General features: G+C 59.4%; 24 protein-coding genes. 6 read left to right on the forward strand and 18 right to left on the reverse strand.

The features are described from left to right. Window positions 1–122: 122 nt before the first annotated feature. From sucD to HY29_RS02925, 6 genes are all read right to left on the reverse strand, one after another. A complete protein-coding gene (gene sucD / locus HY29_RS02900) occupies window positions 123–1025 on the reverse strand; it encodes a succinate--CoA ligase subunit alpha (RefSeq protein ID WP_034791882.1) in 903 nt (300 codons plus the stop codon). A 17-nt stretch (window positions 1026–1042) separates the two neighbouring features. Further along, the gene (sucC, locus tag HY29_RS02905) at window positions 1043–2239 is read right to left on the reverse strand and encodes an ADP-forming succinate--CoA ligase subunit beta (RefSeq protein ID WP_034791883.1); all 1197 of its coding nucleotides are present in this window, start codon (window positions 2237–2239) and stop codon (window positions 1043–1045) included. Between the two features lie 124 nt (window positions 2240–2363). Beyond that, a complete protein-coding gene (locus HY29_RS02910) occupies window positions 2364–3614 on the reverse strand; it encodes an MFS transporter (protein ID WP_034791884.1) in 1251 nt (416 codons plus the stop codon). A 35-nt stretch (window positions 3615–3649) separates the two neighbouring features. Beyond that, window positions 3650–4819 carry an alkaline phosphatase D family protein gene (locus tag HY29_RS02915; RefSeq protein WP_034791894.1) on the reverse strand — a complete coding sequence of 390 codons (1170 nt, stop codon included), beginning with the start codon at window positions 4817–4819 and terminating at the stop codon, window positions 3650–3652. A gap of 75 nt (window positions 4820–4894) precedes the next feature. Next, window positions 4895–5446 carry a DUF2306 domain-containing protein gene (locus HY29_RS02920; protein WP_034791896.1) on the reverse strand — a complete coding sequence of 184 codons (552 nt, stop codon included), beginning with the start codon at window positions 5444–5446 and terminating at the stop codon, window positions 4895–4897. Between the two features lie 22 nt (window positions 5447–5468). Further along, window positions 5469–5888 carry a DUF2141 domain-containing protein gene (locus HY29_RS02925; RefSeq protein ID WP_051601072.1) on the reverse strand — a complete coding sequence of 140 codons (420 nt, stop codon included), beginning with the start codon at window positions 5886–5888 and terminating at the stop codon, window positions 5469–5471. A 164-nt stretch (window positions 5889–6052) separates the two neighbouring features. Between HY29_RS02925 and HY29_RS02930 the strand changes: the two genes are divergently transcribed. Continuing rightward, a complete protein-coding gene (locus tag HY29_RS02930) occupies window positions 6053–6793 on the forward strand; it encodes a LytTR family DNA-binding domain-containing protein (protein WP_081811199.1) in 741 nt (246 codons plus the stop codon). Here HY29_RS02930 and HY29_RS02935 read toward each other — a convergent pair. The 4 genes from HY29_RS02935 to HY29_RS02950 are packed head-to-tail and all read right to left on the reverse strand — an operon-like array spanning window position 6790 to window position 8497. Continuing rightward, window positions 6790–7038, reverse strand: a complete 249-nt coding sequence (locus HY29_RS02935) for an HNH endonuclease (protein ID WP_034791898.1) — start codon at window positions 7036–7038, stop codon at window positions 6790–6792. The two genes, HY29_RS02930 and HY29_RS02935, sit on opposite strands and share 4 nt — an antisense overlap. Next, window positions 7035–7922: a bifunctional methylenetetrahydrofolate dehydrogenase/methenyltetrahydrofolate cyclohydrolase FolD gene (folD, locus tag HY29_RS02940; RefSeq protein WP_034791899.1), complete on the reverse strand. Its 888-nt coding sequence runs from the start codon at window positions 7920–7922 to the stop codon at window positions 7035–7037. Before folD ends, HY29_RS02935 begins: the two co-directional genes overlap by 4 nt. After that, window positions 7919–8200, reverse strand: a complete 282-nt coding sequence (locus HY29_RS02945) for a DUF167 family protein (RefSeq protein ID WP_034791900.1) — start codon at window positions 8198–8200, stop codon at window positions 7919–7921. The genes folD and HY29_RS02945 overlap by 4 nt, the downstream gene beginning before the upstream one ends. A gap of 3 nt (window positions 8201–8203) precedes the next feature. Then, on the reverse strand, window positions 8204–8497 hold the full coding sequence (locus HY29_RS02950) for a YggT family protein (protein WP_034791901.1): 294 nt from the start codon (window positions 8495–8497) through the stop codon (window positions 8204–8206). A gap of 160 nt (window positions 8498–8657) precedes the next feature. Here HY29_RS02950 and HY29_RS02955 point away from each other — a divergent pair, with 160 nt between their 5' ends. Both HY29_RS02955 and HY29_RS02960 read left to right on the forward strand, forming a co-directional pair. After that, on the forward strand, window positions 8658–9902 hold the full coding sequence (locus HY29_RS02955; protein ID WP_081811201.1) for an MFS transporter: 1245 nt from the start codon (window positions 8658–8660) through the stop codon (window positions 9900–9902). 87 nt (window positions 9903–9989) lie between these two features. After that, window positions 9990–10466: a hypothetical protein gene (locus HY29_RS02960; protein ID WP_034791902.1), complete on the forward strand. Its 477-nt coding sequence runs from the start codon at window positions 9990–9992 to the stop codon at window positions 10464–10466. A gap of 21 nt (window positions 10467–10487) precedes the next feature. Here the strand turns inward: HY29_RS02960 and HY29_RS02965 are convergent, their stop codons facing one another. Then, on the reverse strand, window positions 10488–10859 hold the full coding sequence (locus tag HY29_RS02965) for a VOC family protein (protein WP_034792009.1): 372 nt from the start codon (window positions 10857–10859) through the stop codon (window positions 10488–10490). Between the two features lie 296 nt (window positions 10860–11155). Between HY29_RS02965 and HY29_RS02970 the strand changes: the two genes are divergently transcribed. Further along, the gene (locus tag HY29_RS02970) at window positions 11156–11392 is read left to right on the forward strand and encodes a hypothetical protein (RefSeq protein WP_034791910.1); all 237 of its coding nucleotides are present in this window, start codon (window positions 11156–11158) and stop codon (window positions 11390–11392) included. Between the two features lie 9 nt (window positions 11393–11401). Here the strand turns inward: HY29_RS02970 and HY29_RS02975 are convergent, their stop codons facing one another. From HY29_RS02975 to HY29_RS02990, 4 genes are all read right to left on the reverse strand, one after another. Next, window positions 11402–12178: an SDR family oxidoreductase gene (locus HY29_RS02975; RefSeq protein ID WP_034791912.1), complete on the reverse strand. Its 777-nt coding sequence runs from the start codon at window positions 12176–12178 to the stop codon at window positions 11402–11404. A 103-nt stretch (window positions 12179–12281) separates the two neighbouring features. Beyond that, on the reverse strand, window positions 12282–12575 hold the full coding sequence (locus HY29_RS02980; protein WP_034791914.1) for a 4a-hydroxytetrahydrobiopterin dehydratase: 294 nt from the start codon (window positions 12573–12575) through the stop codon (window positions 12282–12284). Between the two features lie 3 nt (window positions 12576–12578). Beyond that, the gene (locus HY29_RS02985) at window positions 12579–13172 is read right to left on the reverse strand and encodes a hypothetical protein (RefSeq protein WP_034791916.1); all 594 of its coding nucleotides are present in this window, start codon (window positions 13170–13172) and stop codon (window positions 12579–12581) included. Then, window positions 13159–13809, reverse strand: coding sequence for an HAD-IA family hydrolase (locus HY29_RS02990; RefSeq protein WP_034791917.1), 651 nt, complete (start codon window positions 13807–13809; stop codon window positions 13159–13161). Before HY29_RS02990 ends, HY29_RS02985 begins: the two co-directional genes overlap by 14 nt. Window positions 13810–13910: 101 nt before the next feature. Between HY29_RS02990 and HY29_RS02995 the strand changes: the two genes are divergently transcribed. Continuing rightward, window positions 13911–14828, forward strand: coding sequence for an SDR family NAD(P)-dependent oxidoreductase (locus HY29_RS02995; protein ID WP_034791919.1), 918 nt, complete (start codon window positions 13911–13913; stop codon window positions 14826–14828). A 15-nt stretch (window positions 14829–14843) separates the two neighbouring features. Further along, on the forward strand, window positions 14844–16397 hold the full coding sequence (locus tag HY29_RS03000; RefSeq protein ID WP_051601074.1) for a mechanosensitive ion channel family protein: 1554 nt from the start codon (window positions 14844–14846) through the stop codon (window positions 16395–16397). Between the two features lie 21 nt (window positions 16398–16418). Here HY29_RS03000 and mtgA read toward each other — a convergent pair whose 3' ends face one another. The 3 genes from mtgA to HY29_RS03015 are packed head-to-tail and all read right to left on the reverse strand — an operon-like array spanning window position 16419 to window position 19276. Then, on the reverse strand, window positions 16419–17486 hold the full coding sequence (mtgA, locus tag HY29_RS18790; protein ID WP_155838188.1) for a monofunctional biosynthetic peptidoglycan transglycosylase: 1068 nt from the start codon (window positions 17484–17486) through the stop codon (window positions 16419–16421). Next, the gene (gene queG / locus HY29_RS03010; protein WP_034791921.1) at window positions 17486–18598 is read right to left on the reverse strand and encodes a tRNA epoxyqueuosine(34) reductase QueG; all 1113 of its coding nucleotides are present in this window, start codon (window positions 18596–18598) and stop codon (window positions 17486–17488) included. Before queG ends, mtgA begins: the two co-directional genes overlap by 1 nt. A 3-nt stretch (window positions 18599–18601) precedes the next feature. Beyond that, a complete protein-coding gene (locus tag HY29_RS03015; RefSeq protein WP_034791923.1) occupies window positions 18602–19276 on the reverse strand; it encodes a glutathione S-transferase family protein in 675 nt (224 codons plus the stop codon). Window positions 19277–19384: the final 108 nt, after the last annotated feature.

The raw sequence follows: 19384 nt of genomic DNA on the forward strand, positions 1-19384 counted from the left end.
TAAAATACTTGCCCGGTTCCTACCGGGGCTGAAGATCTATAGGACGGCCTGAACGGGGACAGATGCTGGCCTCGCCAGACTGGCCCGCCAAGGCCGCCCTGGCTTATATGTTGTGCGGACTGCTAGCCCTTCAATACCTCGACCATGGTCGTGCCCAGACGCGCAGGTGACGGAGACACGCGGATACCCGCTTCTTCCATCGCTGCGATCTTGCTCTCGGCATCGCCCTGACCGCCGGAAACGATAGCACCGGCATGGCCCATCGTACGCCCTTTTGGTGCAGTCCGGCCTGCAATAAAGCCAACCATCGGCTTCTTGCGGCCTTTCTTGGCCTCGTCGATCAGGAATTGAGCAGCTTCCTCTTCGGCAGAGCCGCCAATTTCGCCAATCATGATGATCGATTTGGTTTCTTCGTCTGCCAGGTACATTTCCAGCACGTCGATGAACTCGGTGCCTTTGACCGGGTCGCCGCCGATGCCGACAGCTGAGGTCTGGCCGAGGCCTGCCTGAGAGGTCTGGTACACAGCTTCATAAGTCAGCGTACCGGAGCGGGATACAACGCCCACAGAGCCCTTCTGGAAGATCTTGCCTGGCATGATGCCGATCTTGCACTCTTCCGGGGTCAGAAGACCCGGGCAGTTCGGGCCGATCAGGCGGGATTTGGATTTCTCCAGTTTCGCCTTCACGCGCACCATATCGAGCACAGGAACGCCCTCGGTGATGCAGACGATCAGCGGGATCTCTGCGTCGATGGCTTCCTCGATGGCAGCCGCAGCGCCAGCTGGCGGCACATAGATCACAGAGGCGTTTGCACCCGTGGCTTCTGCGGCTTCACCGGCCGTCGCAAAGATCGGCAGTTCGGCGCCATTGTCAGCCGTCCATTTCTGGCCAGCCTTTTTCGGGTGCGTACCGGCAACCATCTGGGTGCCGTAATATTCCAGCGCCTGGTTTGTGTGGAACGAGCCCGTATTACCGGTCAGGCCCTGAACGATGACTTTGGTATTCTTGTCGATGAGAATGGACATGATTTCAGCTTTATTCCTCAGGCGCCCTTAACGGCGTTCACAATTTTCTGGGCGGCGTCGTCGAGATCGTCGGCCGGGATGACGTTCAGGCCGGATTCGGCAATGATCTTCTTGCCCATCTCGACATTCGTGCCTTCAAGGCGAACAACCAGCGGCACAGCCAGATTGGTTTCCTTCACAGCGGCAATCACGCCTTCCGCGATGACGTCACATTTCATGATGCCGCCGAAGATGTTCACGAGGATACCCTTCACGTTCGGGTCCTTCATGATGATCTTGAACGCAGCAGCCACTTTCTCCTCATTGGCACCGCCGCCAACATCACAGAAATTGGCCGGCTCTTCGCCGTACAGCTTGATGATGTCCATCGTCGCCATGGCGAGGCCTGCGCCGTTGACCATGCAGCCGATGGTGCCATCGAGAGCGATGTAGGCGAGATCCCATTCAGAGGCCTCGATTTCCTTTTCGTCTTCTTCGGTCGTGTCGCGCAGTTCCACGATGTCCGGGTGACGGAACAGGGCGTTGCCGTCAAAGCTGACTTTCGCGTCGAGCACGCGCAGATGGCCGTTTTCCATGACGATCAGCGGGTTGATCTCCAGCATCGACATGTCCTTCTCGGTGAAGGCCTTGTAGAGGATGGGGAAGAGCTTCATGCCGTCCGCGCGGGCATCGCCTTCCAGCTTCAGCGCGTCGCACAGCTTCGCAGCATCATCTTCTGTCACGCCCGCCATCGGATCGATCGGAAGGGTCAGGATTTTTTCCGGCGTCTCGTGAGCGACGTCCTCAATGTCCATGCCGCCTTCGGTGGATGCGACAAAAGCCGGGCGACCCGTTGCACGGTCCACCAGCAGGGAGAGGTAAAGCTCGCGGTCGATGTCTGCGCCGTCTTCAATGTAGAGGCGATTGACCTGCTTGCCTTCAGCGCTGGTTTGCGCCGTTACCAGGTGGTGGCCCAACATGGCCTTGGCATTTTCCAGAACTTCCTCTTTGGAGAAAGCTAGGCGGACACCGCCCTTTTCACCGGCTTCAGGCTCCACGAACTTGCCTTTACCGCGACCACCCGCATGGATCTGGGATTTCACGACCCAAAGCGGGCCCGGCAGGGTATCAACTGCCTTTTGCACATCATCGAGCGAAAGAACGGGTACGCCTTCTGCCACAGGTGCGCCGAAGGATTTCAGCACGGCCTTGGCCTGGTATTCGTGAATGTTCATGTAAACTGCCTTGTTTGCCCTGGCTTGGTGGAGGGGTCAGCATGCCAGCCACCCCGGTTTGGTTGTGGTGGCTGTATATCAGTCTCAGCAGCAGTCGCAACCGGCTGAGTATCGAATTGAAGACTCAGGCTTCGACGTCCCGTTCAGGATTGCGAGGGTCAAGCTCCACACTGGCGAGCGGTGTTGGCAGGATCGGGCTCCAGTCTTCCTGCTGCCCCTCCTCCGGTGCGGCCCGTTTGCTGACCCGCCAAACCATGATCATGGCCAGAATCACGAGCAGGATTCCTGCCAGTCCGAACAGCCCCATCCGCCCTGCACCGCGCATTGCAAAACCTGACAGAAGCGGACCCACAATCGAGCCCCCTGCCCATACAAACAGAAGCCCGGACATGACCTGCGGAATGGCGCCCTTGGGCGTGCGGTCAATCGCGTGGGCAACACACAGGCCATAGAAAGACAGCGACCCTGCTCCCCACACACCGAGAACAATGACCACACCTGTCTCGCCCAGACTGCGGCCGAACACCGCAATGCCGAGCGCAGCCAGGCCGGAGATCGCGCACATGACCGCGATGACCAATCGGCGCTCCAACCGGTCTGACAGCCGCCCGGCAGGCCACTGCACGAGCAGGCCGCCCATCCAGGCCGCCGCCCCGGCGATGGCCGCTGCGGTTGTGCCCCCGCCGCCCATCGAGAAGCCTTCGAAGTAAATCGGAATAAGCGCCGTCATGCCGGTGTTGATGACCCCTGACAGGGCCACACCAATGACGGCGGCAGGCGCAAGCCTATAGAGCCGACCGAGCGGCATGGCAGAGCGTCCCGGCGGCGCAGGCTGCTCCTGCCGGGTCAGGCAGACAGGCACCAATGCCAGGGTCAGGAACAGTGCGGCCCAGCTATAGGCGCGGCTATCCAGCGGAGACAGACCAGCCACGAAGAATGGGCCGATCATCAGAGAAAGCTTCGCGCCCGTATGATAAATGCCCATGACGTTACCGCGCGCCTTGTCAGGCACGGCCATCCCCAGCCAGCTTTCAACACTGGTGAACATGTAGGCAAAGCTGAGGCCCTGTACGACACGTACGACAGCCCAGAAGCCCTCATTATACCAGAGCGACAGCGACAGCGCCCCGGCGGAGGTAACGGCCGCAGCGGCAGCAAAAAGGCGAATATTTCCAAAGGTTGCCAGGGCGCGCGGTGCAGTCCACGCCCCCAACATGAAGCCAGCCGCGTATAGCGCTGCAATCATACCGATGGTCTGAGGCTGCGTGCCGAGGGCCTCAAGGCCGAGAGGTGTCAGCACGCTCATCAGCCCGCCTGCGATCTGCAGGATCATCACAGCGATAATGAGGGCAAGTACGTTACGCGTTTCAGTCATTTTTACCGGCAGCCTTTTCAGTGCCGTCGCCTTAGCTACCTGAATTTGGCGGTTGTATGACGAACCGTCTCTCCTGCATCATCCTTAACTTCAAGGTCTAAAGAGCCGGTTTCCCAATCGATGTTGATTACACCGAAATTCTCGGGCGGATATCCTGCGCCCATCTGCGCGCTGTCTGCCTCCGGCGTCTCCTTCGCCCATGCCTTGTTGAGCGAGGAGGCCGTCAGCTCATAAACCGGATAAGGCAGGACCCCATCCTTGCGATAGAGGAATGCGGTATGGCGGTCTCCCGAGACAAAGACGACGCCATTGGCATCGGTATCGGTAATGAGATCATAGAGCCGCTGCTGCTCCGCCGGCAGACGAGACCATGCCTCCCAGCCATGCCCATCCGTTGGCAGTACCTGAATGGAAGACACGATCAGGCGCAGATCCGCAGGCTTTTGCAACTGGTTCTCCAGCCAGGTCCACTGGTCATTGCCCAGCATATCTTGATTAGGATCCGTTGATGGAACGTAGCGCTCCTTGCCCACCGCGCCAGGCTCATCTGTCGGCGTCAGCGGAGAGCGAAAATAACGTGTGTCCAGCATGATGATCTGCGTGCGCTCGCCTTCCGGTCCGAATGTGCGGGCATAATATGTGCCGGGCCATGCACCGACATCCTTGTTCTCCAGCCCCCAGAAGCGTTCATGAATGCGCTCGGACAAACGGCGGAAAGGGAACTCCCGCCCGGCGTCATTGGCGCCATAATCATGGTCGTCCCACGCCACCATCATCGGCAGATGGGCGCGCACGGCGCGGAAATCATCGCGGGCACCCAAGTCGGCAAAGCTCTCACGCAGCTCATCCAGCGTCGCCTCGTTCACAGCATAGGCCGGGCCGTCCCTGTCGCCATACACATTGTCGCCAATCATCAGGAACAGGTCTGCATCTTCCTTCGCAATGCTTCGCAGCGCCTCAGTGTCACCAAGTTCCTCATCATGACAGGACGCGACCACCACGCGGGACAGGACCGTATCCTCTGCTGGCAGAGGCAGCCCCGCTGGCGCGACAGGGTAGAACTCATCCGGCAAGGTTCTGTAATAGGCTTCCAGCGCTTCTTCCGGGCTTTGCGGCGCCCGCGTAATGCCTGGAATGGAAATTGGCCCCGGCGCCTGACACGCTGCGAGCCCCGCAACAATTCCCAAAGCTATGATCCGTTTCATGACTGCCCTCCTCCGAAGCTCACCACCTGTGTAATCTGTAGCGGGCTTTGGGGAAGGCAGTAAGGGCAATACGCGTCAGGCCGTAAAGAAAATCGACCACATCATTCTTCCGGGCAGGAAAGTGAACAATCCAGCCACCAGCATCGCCCCGACAAACATGCCAGTCATGTGCTTGCGATGTTTGGCAATGTCCTTCCTGCGCGCTGCAGCCACCCCCATAGGAAGGCCGATGACCGTCCAGGCGGAAATGCCATGGATCCAGCTGAAATGATTCCCGTTCAGGCCAACGACGAAGAAAGAGCTGACCGCCGTCACCATCATGGCCACAACCCAACCATAGCCGAGGGTCTTGTGCAGCCCCCTGCCCTTAACGCCAAGCATCAGCACAGTGCCGATGACAAAGGCGCTGAGGGCCCCGGCGACATGTATCTTGATGGCTATGGAGGCATCAATCAGACGGCTTGCATCCAGATGGAATCGGACAGGCGGGTTGCCATTCGCTTTCAGGATCATCCAGCTGATGATCAGATAGGCTGAGACCGCAATACCAATAACAAGGCGATTGGAGGGGCGGCCAAGCCGGATACGCGGAAGGCGGGCTCTCAAGCTTAGCTCAGGGCTATGCATATCGTGTCTCCTCTATCCGGGCCTAGCGTAGCGTGATGGTCTGGACAGTGCCGTCTTCGGTCACTTCGAAAGCAGCACTGTCAAAGCTCGGCGGGCCGAACTTCACCGGGGCGTCATTCGAGAAGCCATAGGGCTCAGCCGGAATGCCGATCATGCTGCGTTTCAGCTCGCCATCCCCATCAACATCGTGAAACATCTTGATGCCATAGCGGCCCGGCTGCAGGTCTTCGAAGACGAGGGTCACGTCTTCTCCCGTTGAAGGCATTATCTTTGTCTGGGCGGCCTGATTGTCTCCCCATCCGGCTTCTTCAAAGAGCGCGACATGCAGCTCACCCTCAGCTTTGCGAACGCCTTTTACATCGACCGACAGGTCAGCAGCCGCAGCCGCGGCTGGCAGAAAGCAGGTAGCGAACAGGGCGGAAATCAGTGTGTTGCGGATCATGATAGGTCTCCATAAGTTTGGGAGCGGGTGCCCCTTGTGGGTTGATGGAGATGAGCTTCGCAGGCTGGTTGAGGGCCGCCACATGGATTACGCGGAGAGGGTGGAAACCTTCGCCAAATGCAGCCAGTGTCATTCGCGAAGCGTGAAATAAATAGAGATTTCGTATGCCAGCAGCCCTCAGGGAGACATTGAAGACACTCACCATTGTAACGCTGCTCGCAGCCGGCTTTACCTGGTTCGGCGTTTACGGCAGCGGAGGCAGCATCTGGCTACGATTCCTGATGTGGTTCATCACAATGCTGGTCGGCGGAGTATCTTCGCTCTTTGTCGTGCCGTTCGTCTTTCACACGCACCTGAAGACCGCCCACCCTGCGCTAAAGATCATTGTGGCAGGGGCGTTGTTGTCTGTGCCGGTGACGATCACCCTGATGCTTTTCATGCTGGCGCTGGGCAACCCGATTCCTCTTGCCTTGATCCCGATACAGTTCGGCTATGTCTTTGCAGTCAGCGTGGTCATCACCCTCGGTGGTTTCCTGCTGGACCGCGCGCGCCGCCTGGCGGAACTCGAAGACGCCCAACCGGAAGACCGGATCGCAGGCTTTCTGCAACGCCTGCCTGTGCGGTTCCGCGGGGCTGACCTTTGGGCCATTTCTTCAGAAGACCATTATCTGCGTGTGCACACAGACCGCGGCGAGGAACTTATCCTGATGCGTTTGGCTGATGCGATCCGCGAACTGGGAGAAGACAATGGGCTGCAGACCCATCGTTCATGGTGGGTGGCAAAACAGGGTGTGGCAGATTCCCGCCGGGAGAATGGCAAACTGTATCTGGTGCTCAAATCCGGCAAGGAAGTGCCGGTCTCGCGCACCTATCAGCCGAATGTCCGCGCCGCCGGGCTGACTTAGCCCATACCCTTGCGCTTGTTGCAGAGGGCATGCGCCAGCTGAAGATTGCTTTCATGATCCGGCCCGCCCCGCGCCAGGGCAATGATGTGATCATAGGTCGGGCGCCACTTCTTCCACAGCGTGGCATGGTCCATCTCGGCACGGCTTGCGGGCATCGGTTTTCCGCACAGGGCACACAAGCCTTCCTGCGCCTCCCACAACCGCCGGAATTGCGGCGTATCAGGCGGCAGGAAAGACTGGCTCACAGCCCCTCCGGAACTTTCCAGCCGCGCCGGGCGCAGGCCGCCAACACCGTGTTGCGCAACAGGCAGGCAATGGTCATCGGACCGACGCCGCCTGGCACAGGCGTAATGTGGCCAGCAACCTCTGAGCATTCGGCATAGTCAGCATCGCCCACCAGCCTTGTCTTGCCCTCACCCTTTTCAGGCGCATCCACGCGATTGATGCCAACATCAATGATCGCCGCGCCGGGCTTTACCCAGTCGGCCTTGACCATCTGCGGCCGCCCCACAGCTGGCACCAGAATGTCAGCATCACGGCACACCGCCGGCAGGTCCTTTGTGCGGCTATGCGCGATTGTCACCGTGCAGTTCTCGGCCAGGAACAATAGCGCCGCCGGCTTTCCGACCAGAATGGAGCGTCCGATCACGACAACATGCTTGCCTGACAGATCCTCTCCCAATGCCCGTTTTGCAAGGATGACGCATCCCGTCGGCGTGCAGGCCACCAGGCCCGGCTTGCCAAGGGTCAAACGCCCGGCGGAGACTTCCGTAAGGCCGTCGACATCCTTGTCCGGGTGGATCTTTTCAATCGCCGCATCAGCGTCCAGCCCCTTTGGCAGCGGCAATTGCAGCAGAATACCGTCTACATTCTCGTCCGCATTCAATTGCGTGATCAGGCTCTCAACATCTTGCTGGCTGGCCGTTTCAGGCAGGCGATGATGCACAGACACCATGCCCGCCTCTTCCGTTTGACGTACCTTGTTGCGGACATAGACCTGGCTGGCCGGGTCTTCGCCGACCAGTACCACGGCCAGGGAAGGCTGGCCCGGCAACTGGCTAACGGCCTTTGCCACATCGGCGCGGACATCTGCCGCAATCGCTTTTCCATCAATCATGCTGGCGCTCATGGCTCTGCATCCCCGGCAAGTTTCGCCGCCAGATCGGGCGACCCGTCTATATCGAGGCCTTTTAACCGGTTCTTCGCGCCCGTCACCACCTTGACCGCAGACTTTGGGACACCCAGCCATTTGGCGACCACTTTTTCCACGGCTGCATTGGCCTTTCCCCCTTCGGGCACGGCGCGCACGCGGACTTTCAGATAGGTTCGTCCGGCCGCATCGGTCTCCCAGGCCTCCACCCGGTCAGCCGACGCATTTGGCTGCACGCGAACGGTCAGCCGGTGCATGATCTACAGCGGAACGACAGAATAGCCGTAACGGATGATCAGGCGTTCCAGGAAGAAAATGATGAGCAGCACAACCATCGGCGTCAGATCCAGCCCGCCCATCGGCGGCAATATGTTGCGGATGGGCCTGTAAACCGGCTCCGTGATTCGCTCCAGACCGCTCCAGATATTGCGAATGGTCGGATTCTGGATGCTCAACACATTGAATGCGACCAGCCAGGACAGCACGGCCTGAACGATGATGATAAAGGTAACAATCCGAAGGATCAGCAAAATCAGATCAAGAATGGCGGCCATAGGGCGACGCTCCAATAATTTCTTTCATTGCCTTCACTTAGGGTGATGCCCCTACCCTGCGCAAGAGATTGGCCTGTCCTTTCCCTGGAACAGGGCTAAGGTTTGACATTCAGCTCAACGCCAAACACACAGGCGATCTGCAGCAAGGGGCATTCAAGGCATGACAGACACCGACAAGCCTCTGCTGCCGCTCAGCGTTTTCCAACAGGCAATTATTGGCATCGCCATGGTCGCCATGGGCGCAGGCATGACAATCAATTTCGTGGTTGTGGCGCCGCTCGCGCGCAAGGCAGGCCTGACTGAGATTGAAGTTGCCGGCATCCTTACCCTTTCGGCCGCGCTTTATGCCCTGCTTATCCCGACCTGGGGCCGTCTCGCAGACAGGTTTGGCCGCAAGCGGGTAATGGTCTTTTCCATGTTCGCGATGGGCCTGACGAACATGGTATTCGTGCTGGCCTTGCAGGCGGCGCTGGCCGGGATCGTCACCGGGCTCTCTACCTTCTTCCTGCTTGCCTTTGTGCGGCTATGGTTCGGCCTGCTTGCGCCGGGCCTACAGCCTGCTGCCATGGCCGCGATGACAGATGCCACGACGCCTCTTACCCGCGCCGGCGGCCTTGGCATGCTGGGCGCCTGCATGAGCGTCGGATCCATCATCGGGCCAGCCGGAGCAACTGTGCTCGCACCGTTTGGGGCCCTGATGCCGATCTGGGGCTCGATCATCTTCAATATGTCGGCTGGTCTATTGCTGGCCTTCACCCTGCCGCCAACGCGCAAGCGACCGAAATCCAACTCCCGCCCGAAGCCACTGGCCGTGCGGGACCCGCGCGTCTTCCCGCACCTGGCCTTCCTGTTCTGCTATTTCTTCGCCATCGGCATGGTGCAGCAAACGATGAGCTGGTTCATCGAAGACCGCTATGAATTTGCGGATACAGCCATCCGGAGCGCCGAGGAGGCCGTGGTGCTGCACACAGGCATTGCCTTTGCCTGTCTCGCCGCAGGCATGATCATTATGCAGTTTGGCTATGTGCAGCCGCGCCGACCCGACCCACGAAAGATCCTGCCGGTGGGCCTGACCTTTGTCGCTATCGGCTATGTCTGCGCGGATTCCTTTTTCCCCTTCTGGAGCCTGGCGCTCAGCTTCTTCACAATTGGCTGCGGCGCCGCGCTCGCCGTGCCGGCTGCCAATGCGCTCGGCAGCCTCTCTGTGAAACGCCATGAACAGGCATCTGCCGCAGCCCTTCTGGCTGCTGCACCACCTTCCGGCTTTATTTTCGGCCCGCTGGTGGGCGCGACACTTTACTCCTTCATGCCATCGCTGCCGCTATATAGCGCGGCAGGCGTGCTGAGCGTTCTGGCTGTATATGCCCTTCTGGTAACCTCTCGCCGCCCCTTGACCCCCGTCTGACAAGCAAGATGAGACAAGCAGTCGACACCGGCACCTTTGCGCGGCTGAGGCGTTGGCTGCGCACAATACATATTCTGGAGAATTCCCATGTCTGCATCCCGCCTTGCCACCGCCAGCCTAATGGCCCTCTCCTTGCTCGCCGCCTGTGGCCAGCAAGCTCCATCAGCCCCCGCCGCTGAAACAGCCCCTTCGCAATCAGAGGCATCCCAGAAAGAGGCCTCCATACCGTCAGAAGAGAGCGATCAGGCAACAGAACGGCCAGAGCTGGAAGCTCTTTCAGGCCACTGGGTTTCCGATGATGACTCACAAGCAGGCATGATCATCACCGGAGACCAGGTCGAGATGACCTATGGCGGAGACACTCTGAGCACAGACCGCCTGGACTTTGTCTACACATGCGATGGCGCCACCGCGACGACAGACAAAATGCTCCTTCAGCTCACACCAGACGATGGCGAGCCGATGTGTTACAGCGTGCTTGATATCAGCGACACCAAACTCGTGCTCAGCTACCTCGGTCGCGGAAACACGCTGAGCTATTCACGTGCAGAGCCAAGCAAATAAGCCAAGCCAGCCTTATGCGGCCTATGCCATTGTGAAGGCATTGAGCTTATTGCCATCCGGATCCCGGAAATAGGCCGCATAGAAACCTTCATCTCCGCGTGGGCCGGGCGCGCCCTCATCCGTTCCGCCATGGGCCAAAGCGATGTCATACAGGCGACTGACTTGTTCCTTATCCTTCGCCTGCAGCGCAACCATGGTGCCATTGCCGACACTGGCAGGCTTGCCATCATGGGGCAGGGTCGCGGCAACGCCGGCTTCACCGCCCGGCGTACCCCAGGCGATGTAGGTGTCCGTCTCCATCATGCGGCCCGTTCCCATTTCCTTTGCCAGGGCGTCATAGAATTTGGCCGCGCGGGCCAAATCTGCCGTACCAAGCGTTACATATCCAATCATGCAGTGTCCCTCCGTGCTGTAGACAGCAAGGAACATATCATGAACAAAAGCTGTCGCAAGATAGCAGGTCAAATTACCTGTTGAATTTCACCCGCGCGTTTTTGCCATGTACACGGTGATCAGAAATATGTCGTCCAGCGACAGTCGGCCGCTCCAAACGTGGCTGCAGCGGCCAGAACAAATCATTCGGCAGCTGATTACTGTTCTCTATGCGAGGATCGTCCCGCGCCAACTACAACCGGAACCGGTGACCACTTCACGGATTGATTGGACATAGTCATATCGAGGAAGGAACCATGACCAACCGTTCGGCAATATCCATACTTATCTACGGGATGGTGCAGGGTGTACTGTTCGGCGCAATCCTGCTGGCTGTTCTTTATGTTCCAGTTCTGAAAGCAAACGCAGCCATCTTTATTCCGCTAGCAGTCCTGATTAGCGTCATCGTGGCGATCCCCCTTTCGTGGAAGATCGCCCCGAAACTGAGAGCGCGTCATCAACGCCGCATGGCCCGTAAGCACAATCTGGCCTAGGGCCTGAAATCACATGGCGCTGATGCCGCCATCCACTTTCAGTTCTATGCCTGTCACTAGCTTGCTTTCGTCCGAAGCCAGATAAAGCACCGCATAGGCAATATCGTCCGGCTCACCAACCTTGCCGAGCGGGATCTGGCGCCCAAGCTTGGCAAGCGCCTCTTCCTCGCCGAACATTTCTTTCGTCCGGTCAAGGATCGGCGTATTGATGAATACGGGGTGGACGGAGTTACAGCGGATCTGACCGCCGGTCGACTTTGCACAATGCAGGGCGATGGACTTCGAAATGTGCCGTACCGCTGCCTTGGCCGTGTTGTAGGACACATAGTTCGCGCTGGCGATAATGCCCGCGATGGAGGAAATGTTGATGATCGAGCCGAGCCCATGTTCGCGCATCAGCGGGATGGCGTATTTGCAGCCGAGGAAGATCGAGTCGACGTCGACAGCCTGCACGTGTTTGAAAGTCTCGTAATTCTCATCTTCGACCGAGCCGAGCGACCCGATGCCGGCATTGTTGACCAGCACGTTGAGACCGCCCATCGCGTCATGGGCCTCTTTCAGCACCTCCTGCCAGCGGTCGGCATCGGTCACATCATGCTGCCAGGCGAAGGCCGTTCCCGCGCCATGGGCTTCATTGATGGAGGCAGCGACGGCTTCGGCCCCTGCCCCGTTCACATCGGTCACGGTAACCTTGGCGCCTTCGCGCGCAAACATGCGCGCAGTCGCTTCGCCCAAGCCTTGGGCTCCGCCCGTAATGAACGCCATTTTTCCTGATACACGGCCCATATGCGGCTCCTCCACTGATATCTGATAGTTTTGTCTACCCGTATCAGCGCGTTAGCAAGCCGCCTAGACTGCCCCTAGGGGAAGTTTGCCGCAGGCCCTGCGGTCAGGACAGTTTGCCCGCCACGTCATTCATGAACTGGCCGAGTTCTACATCCTTGGGCGACACACCATCCACATCATGCGTGGTCAGTGTGACCTCCACCTTGTTGTACACATTGAACCATTCCGGATGGTGGTCCATCTGCTCGGCCTTCAGCGCGACAGAGGACATGAATCCCCATGCCGTCTTGAAGTCATCGAACTTGAACGTCTTGGTGATCTCGTCGCGATCGCCCTCCCCTTTGGCCCAGCCTGTCAGCTTTGCGAGGGCGGCATCTGCGCCAATCTTGTCTGTCATGGTCTAATCCTCTCCATCCTGTCCCAGGACGTAATATACCCAGCGCCCATTACCAGCGATGGCTGTGCGCATACCGGGATATCCTTCGCCCTTGCGTATCTTCTCAATCCCGTCATCTCCGATCAGTTCCCTCAAGCGCCGCCTTTCCTGGAAGGTCAGCTTCTCCGGAATCAGATCATGCGCATCACGCGCCGCCAGGTCAGGCCAGACATACCATATCTCGCCATCGATCTGCCGCATGCCAACCGGCATATCGAACAGCGTCCGCAATCTCAAATTCGGGTCTACCCCCGTCCGGCGCATCAGGTCCCAGAATTCGCGGTGTGGAGTGCCCCCGAAATTCGAGATAAAATCCTCATACTCGCTCGCCTTGCGAGACAGACGCGTCAGAGAGCCCGCCTGCGCATAGGACAACAACTCATCGCGCGTCTGTAAGGCTGCCTCGGTCAGCACAACCGGCTGCCGCTCATGAGGGGGCTGTGTCAGGCTGTCTTGCGGCAGGACAGGCTGCTGCCCGCCCTCCGCCGGAGAACACGCCCCCAGAAGCGCCAGCCCCGCCCCGGCCAGCGCCAGAAAGAAGCCCCTAAACCACGTCATAACCCGTGGCGGCCTGCAGGTCTGCCAGCAACTGGTCTTCGCTGAGCACCTTGATGGTCGTCATGCCCATATCCCTGGCGGGCTTCAGATTATGCCCGATATCATCCAAGTAGACGCACTCTGCCGGATCGACATCCAGCGCCTCACACATAAGAGCATAAATCCGCGGGTCCGGTTTGCGGATACCCAGCTTCGAACTCTCGATCACATGATCGAACATGGTGAAGACTTTCGCCACCTGCTCGGCCTTTGCCTCATCATTGGTCATGGAGACACCCTTCCCGACCGGGGCATTATTGGTGATGCAGCCAACCTTGCCATGCTGTTTGCAGACCTCAAGCGCCTTGACGACGCGCGGACGCAGACCGCCTGACAGCAATTTCAGCACCTCGCCGCCCGGGATCTCATGCCCCATTGCTTTCGACTCCGCGCGGAACATGCCGTCGAATTCGGCCGCTGTGACAAGGCTCTGCTCCAGCTTGGCCCAGGCATTGTCCAGCGGGTTGGTGGCGTTGACCGTACGGATGAAATCCTTCGGCAGGCCGCGTTCAGCCTCATAAACATTGAAGGCGTCGAAGGGCGAGGAGGTGAAAACGCCCCCGAAATCCCAGATAATGGCTTTATATGTCTTGGTCATGCATGTCCTGTAACCGGCTCAGCAGCGTTTTCAAACCTTGAACATTGCGAGCCCGCATCTAGGGTGGCGGCGATTGCAACAAAATACAGGGAGTTTCGTCCATGGGCGTATTGGAAGGTAAAGTGGTCCTGGTAACCGGCGGCGGGAATGGTATCGGCAAGGAGACAGCCCTGCTGGCCGCCCGCGAAGGTGCCAAAGTCGTCGTCAATGATCTGGGCGGCAGCCTGACCGGCGCCGATGAAGGCAGCGCAGGCCCGGCAGAAACCGTGGCACAGGAAATCCGCGCCGCTGGCGGCGAAGCGGTCTCCAACTCTGACAGCGTGACTGACATGAAAGCCGTCGAAGGCATGATCGAGCAGGCCAAGGATACATTCGGAGACCTGCACTCCATCATCAACCCGGCCGGCATCCTGCGCGACGGCATGTTCCACAAAATGAGCGAAGACGACTGGGACAGCGTGATCGACGTGCATTTGCGCGGCACGTTCAACGTCACCAGAGCCGCCATCGAAATGTTCCGCGAGAAGGAAGACGGCAATTTCGTGCTGTTCACCTCCACCTCCGGCCTGATCGGCAATATTGGCCAGGCAAACTATGCCGCCGCCAAGATGGGTATTGTTGGCCTGTCCCGCATCGTCGCCATGGAAGGCGCACGCAAGAATGTCCGCTCCAATGTCATCGCGCCCTTTGCCTGGACCCGCATGATCGCCTCCATCCCTGTGAAAGATGAGGCTGGCGCCGAGCGCGTCGAACGGATGAAGAATGGCATGCGCGCAGACCAGGTCGCCCAATTGGCCGTTGCCCTTTGCGCGGACAAGGCGAAAGAGACCTCTGGTCAGATCTTTGCCGTGCGCGGCAATGAAGTCGTCCTGTTCGACCAGCCCCGCCCAGTGAAATCCCTGGCGCGCCTGGAAGGCTGGACACCGGAAAGCCTGCTTGATCAGGCGCTGCCGGCCATGAAGGCGAGTTTCTTCGACATGGGCGCCTCGGCCAGCGTCTTCCCTTACGACCCAGTCTGATAGGCGGAGACCTGCTTGGAAGAAGATGGCGTCATCTATCAGAAGTGCATCACCGGCGGCGATGGAGACCTCTATTGCCGTCCGATCGAGGCAACGGAAGCAACGGACGTAGCCCCGGCGACGACCGAAGACATCCTTCCGCCGGTAGAGGACATCGTCAATCCAATCCTCAAATGGCTTGAGCCAGTCCGCCCGTTTCTGGATGATCCGGTGGGCTGGCTCCAGACCAAGGCCCAGCAGCCTGAAATTCTTTACCCCATAGCCATTCAGATCGCCTGCATCATTGCAGCGCTGTCGCTGGGCGCGCTGCTGACGCCTTTGGTCAAGCGCGCGGTGACCGTCACCCTGCGCCGCTTTGTGGAACCACCGCGCCGGGAAGGTCTGGACGTTCTGCAAAAGGCTGTACGTCCGGCCATGTGGTCCATCATGCTGGCGCTGTCGGTATCCTTGCTGGGAATGATCGACCATCCGGTCATCCTTGTCCGGACGGCTCTGTCGCTTTCCATTGCCTGGCTTGTCATCCGCGTCTCCCTGACATTCCTTCCGGAAGAATTACGCGGCTTTGCGTCTGTACTGACCTGGACATTTGCGATCTTTTTCGCTCTGGGCGTGCTGCCGGATGTCGTCAGTTGGCTATCCGGCATCGGTCCGCCCTTTGGCGAGCGGCGGATCAGCCCCGTCTTCATTTTCCAGGCCATCATGACCGCAGCAGTCTTGCTGTTCGTGGCGAACCGCGCCGCCAAGTCGATGAAGAAACGGGTCAACCACCTGCCCAAGGTGGAACCCTCCATCCGCATCCTGATCGGCAATGCCATCCAGATCGTATTCCTTGTCGCAGCTGTCCTGCTGACGCTGGCGGGACTTGGCATTCCGCTCGGCGCGCTGACGGTCATCTCCGGTGCCATTGGTCTCGGCTTTGCCTTTGGCATGCAGAAAGTAGTGTCGAACTTCGTCTCCGGGATCGTCCTGCTCTCGGAACGCTCCATCAAGCCACAGGATGTGATCGAAGTGGGCGAGACATTCGGCGTCGTGGAGTCGCTCGGCCTGCGCTACACCTCCATCACGACGCAAGAAGGCAAGGAATTCCTCATCCCGAACGAAAAGCTGATGACCGATACGGTGATCAATTGGAGCTTTTCAAACAAGCGCGTGCGCATCCACAAGGAATTGCGCATCGACTATACCTCAGACCTTGAGGAAGCGATCCACATCGTCATCGAAGCGGCCAAATCGACAGACCGCGTCATCAGCTGGCCCAGCCCGAATTGTCTCGTGAAGGATTTCACCGATGAGTGCATCGTGCTGGAAATGCGCTTCTGGATCGTGGACCCGCAGAATGGCACGGCCAATGTCGCCTCGAACATTCTACGAGAGGTCTGGAAACGCTTCACCGAGAATGGCATGTCCGTGCCACTGCGCCGCAAAGAGCTGTATATCGAGCCGGACTCCTCTCTGAAGGTAGAGATCGCCCGGCAAAAACGTGCGGGTTCAGAGCCTCAACCCGCAGTCGCCGCAGAGCCTGTCGCGGAGAACACAGACACGCCACCGGAAGAAGACGACAAGGCGTAAGGCCCCTGCCCTTCAAGCGTCTCAGAGCTCTGGCGAGTCCTCATCCACTTCCGGCTCTGCCAGACCGTCCGCCTCAAGATCGCGCGGGCGCAGCTCAACCGGCCCGCCATCCATGGTTTCGGATTGCGCCGCTTCTGCTTCCGGGGACAGGGGCTCTGGCGCTTCATCCGTCACAACTTGCTCGTCGGTCGCTTCACCAAACCGCTCCTGCGCACCTTCCAGGAAGGTGTTGAAGTCATCTTCATCAGCAGCATCAATTTCTGCAGCCTCATCCACCGGCTGGTCCGTGATCTCATCAGATTCCGGACCGGTTTCCGGCGCGGTTGGCAGGTCCGGCAAAGCCTCGGGCTGTGGCGCGGGCTGGTTCGGCTGAGGCCGCGAAAGCGAAGGCTGAGGCTCAGACGCCCCCAGCACACAGGCGGCGAGGCCCTGGCTGCGCACGACGCGCATGCGCGCCTGTAATGTCCCGGCCCGGCGGCTGACATAAGGCCCCGGCGGATCGACCCGCCATTTGTTCGGACTCGGCAGAACCGCCGCCAGCAAGGCCGCTTCACGCTCGGTCAGGTCTGCGGCGGATTTGCCAAAGCGTGCCTGCGCGGCCGCTTCCGCCCCAAACAGGCCGTCACCCCATTCGGCAACATTCAGATAGACTTCCATGACCCGGGCCTTGCCCCAGAACTGGTCAATGAAAACCCCCATCCACATGTCGCCCAGCTTGCGCGGCACGCCGCCACCATTCCACAGGAAGACGTTCTTCGCTGTCTGCTGCGTAATCGTTGAGGCTCCGCGCGTGCCCTTGCCTTCACGGCGCTCTTTCAGCGCTTTCTCGATGGCTTCCATGTCGATACCGTCATGCTGACAAAAGCGCGTATCCTCGGCAGCAATCACGGCACGGACGAGATGCGGAGATATCTTGCTGAGTGGCACAGGCTCCCGGCGTACAGTTTCCCCTCCCATGGCGCGCTGCATCATCAATATCGTGCCCGGCACCGGCATCCAGATCAGCGCGAGAGCATAGACGTGAATCGCCACGAAAATGCCCGCCAGAATACGCACGGCCCACTTCAGAAAGGTCAGAAACCCGCTCATCAATCCATCATCCATTCGGCCAGAACGTCTGGATCGGTTTCCCGATCCATCAGGGCCGCCTTTTGTTCAGCAAATCGGGCGGCATCAAGGCGGCCAAGCGCCCAGACCGCCGCGCCGCGCACCACAGGCACGTCATCCTGCAGTAGCGGCAACAGGCTGGAAATCAGCTGCGCCTCCCCCGAATTGCCGATGGCGATACAGACATTGCGAACAAATCTGTCGCGCCCGATCCGCTTGATCGGGCTGCCGGAAAACACGTCGCGAAAGCCCTGATCATCCAGCGCCGCCAACTCATCGAGGCCCGGCACTTTCAGTTCGGCGCGCGCATGAAACGCCGCTTCATTGGCCGCCCCGGCAAACTTGTTCCACGGACAGATAGCCAGGCAGTCATCACACCCATAGATTCGGTTGCCCATGGCCGCGCGAAATTCCTGCGGAATGGGCCCGGCATGCTCGATCGTAAGGTACGAAATGCACCGCCGCGCATCCAGCGTGTAAGGCGCGGGGAATGCATTCGTCGGGCAAATATCCTGACAGGCCCGGCAGCTGCCGCAATGATCCGTCTCCGGCGTATCTGGCTCCAGCTCTGCCGCCGTCAGCATCACGCCCAGGAAGAACCACGAGCCGAGCTCGCGGCTGACAAGATTGGTATGCTTGCCCTGCCAGCCGAGTCCAGCCTTGTGCGCCAACGGCTTTTCCATCAGCGGCGCGGTATCGACAAAAACTTTCACCTCCGCGCCGCTCTCGTCCACGAACTCGCGCGCGAGTTGCTTCAGGCGCTTCTTCAACGTGTCGTGATAGTCCTTCCCCCGTGCGTAGACGGATATGTTGCCCACCGTCTTGTGCTGCAGCGTCAGAAGCGGATCATGATCCGGCCCATAATTCAGCGCGACGACAACCGCTGACTTGGCATCCGCCCACATTGCCGTTGGGGCCTTGCGCCGCTCCAGCGTGGTTTCCATCCATTCCATGGAACCATGATGCCCCGCATCGACGAAAGCTTCCAGCCGCTCGCCGGCCTGCCAGGGCTCATCCGCGCGGGTGATCGCCACCGCATCGAAGCCAAGGGACCGGGCCAGGTCCTTGACGAGTATGTGCAGGGGATCGGGCAAAACTCAAAAATCCAAATCTGCGTAATGGGCAACCGGGCGCACCGCTTTCAGACGGTCTGCCAGAAGAGGTCGGAAACTGGGCCGCGATTTCAGGCGCGCATACCATTCCTTCAGGTCAGGCACAGCGTCCCATTCCACATCGCCGAAATAGTCATAGGCCGACAAGTGCGCCGCCGCAGCCAGATCTGCCAGAGAGACCTGTCGTCCGGCCAGATAGCCATTGATCTCCACCATCCCGTTCATGAAGGTCAGCCGCCCCCGCAGGGCATGCGCGCCCCGCCGCAAACGGGCCGAATCCGGCTGGCGATCCCGCCGCACCCATTGCATGACACGCTCCGTCAGCAGCGTATCGGTGACTTCCTCGCACGCTGCTTCGACCCAGGCCCACAGGCGCCTGGCTTCGGCGCGATCTGCTGCACTTTCCGGCAACAGCGCCGTTCCGTCGCCTGTCTCTGCCAGATGCTCACAGATGGCCCGTGTGCCGCAGGCGAACATGCGCGGCTCTGTTTTCAGGTCCACAATTGCGGGTGCCACTGCGCCATGCGCCAGCCTGGAAATATCCGGATGCGGCGACCAGGGCGGGGATTCCAATGTCTCGAAAGCCTCCCCCCTTTCGCCAAGGGCGAGGCGGACCAGCCGGCCGGCCGGATCAAGAGGCCAATGGTAAAGCCGTTTCATATTCGGATCATCTCATAACAGGCCTGAAGACGCTGTTAAATTGATATGTGAGGCACTTTTGCTTTTTTACGTCTTATGTTTGAAACGAAACCATCTTTAAGTGACGAC

The organism is Hyphomonas beringensis (assembly GCF_000682755.1).
Classification (GTDB): Bacteria; Pseudomonadota; Alphaproteobacteria; order Caulobacterales; family Hyphomonadaceae; genus Hyphomonas; species Hyphomonas beringensis.

Coding starts and splice junctions, on each gene's coding strand:
- HY29_RS02930 (WP_081811199.1), top strand. CDS start 6,053: ATGCCAGCAGCCCTCAGGGAGACATTGAAGACACTCACCATTGTAACG.
- HY29_RS02980 (WP_034791914.1), bottom strand. CDS start 12,575: ATGACAGACAAGATTGGCGCAGATGCCGCCCTCGCAAAGCTGACAGGC.
- HY29_RS02975 (WP_034791912.1), bottom strand. CDS start 12,178: ATGGGCCGTGTATCAGGAAAAATGGCGTTCATTACGGGCGGAGCCCAA.
- HY29_RS02965 (WP_034792009.1), bottom strand. CDS start 10,859: ATGATTGGATATGTAACGCTTGGTACGGCAGATTTGGCCCGCGCGGCC.
- HY29_RS02915 (WP_034791894.1), bottom strand. CDS start 4,819: ATGAAACGGATCATAGCTTTGGGAATTGTTGCGGGGCTCGCAGCGTGT.
- folD (WP_034791899.1), bottom strand. CDS start 7,922: ATGAGCGCCAGCATGATTGATGGAAAAGCGATTGCGGCAGATGTCCGC.
- HY29_RS02985 (WP_034791916.1), bottom strand. CDS start 13,172: ATGACGTGGTTTAGGGGCTTCTTTCTGGCGCTGGCCGGGGCGGGGCTG.
- HY29_RS02995 (WP_034791919.1), top strand. CDS start 13,911: ATGGGCGTATTGGAAGGTAAAGTGGTCCTGGTAACCGGCGGCGGGAAT.
- HY29_RS02910 (WP_034791884.1), bottom strand. CDS start 3,614: ATGACTGAAACGCGTAACGTACTTGCCCTCATTATCGCTGTGATGATC.
- HY29_RS02990 (WP_034791917.1), bottom strand. CDS start 13,809: ATGACCAAGACATATAAAGCCATTATCTGGGATTTCGGGGGCGTTTTC.
- HY29_RS02925 (WP_051601072.1), bottom strand. CDS start 5,888: ATGATCCGCAACACACTGATTTCCGCCCTGTTCGCTACCTGCTTTCTG.
- sucC (WP_034791883.1), bottom strand. CDS start 2,239: ATGAACATTCACGAATACCAGGCCAAGGCCGTGCTGAAATCCTTCGGC.
- mtgA (WP_155838188.1), bottom strand. CDS start 17,486: ATGAGCGGGTTTCTGACCTTTCTGAAGTGGGCCGTGCGTATTCTGGCG.
- HY29_RS02970 (WP_034791910.1), top strand. CDS start 11,156: ATGACCAACCGTTCGGCAATATCCATACTTATCTACGGGATGGTGCAG.
- HY29_RS02955 (WP_081811201.1), top strand. CDS start 8,658: ATGACAGACACCGACAAGCCTCTGCTGCCGCTCAGCGTTTTCCAACAG.
- sucD (WP_034791882.1), bottom strand. CDS start 1,025: ATGTCCATTCTCATCGACAAGAATACCAAAGTCATCGTTCAGGGCCTG.
- HY29_RS02945 (WP_034791900.1), bottom strand. CDS start 8,200: ATGCACCGGCTGACCGTTCGCGTGCAGCCAAATGCGTCGGCTGACCGG.
- HY29_RS02950 (WP_034791901.1), bottom strand. CDS start 8,497: ATGGCCGCCATTCTTGATCTGATTTTGCTGATCCTTCGGATTGTTACC.
- HY29_RS02960 (WP_034791902.1), top strand. CDS start 9,990: ATGTCTGCATCCCGCCTTGCCACCGCCAGCCTAATGGCCCTCTCCTTG.
- HY29_RS03015 (WP_034791923.1), bottom strand. CDS start 19,276: ATGAAACGGCTTTACCATTGGCCTCTTGATCCGGCCGGCCGGCTGGTC.
- HY29_RS02920 (WP_034791896.1), bottom strand. CDS start 5,446: ATGCATAGCCCTGAGCTAAGCTTGAGAGCCCGCCTTCCGCGTATCCGG.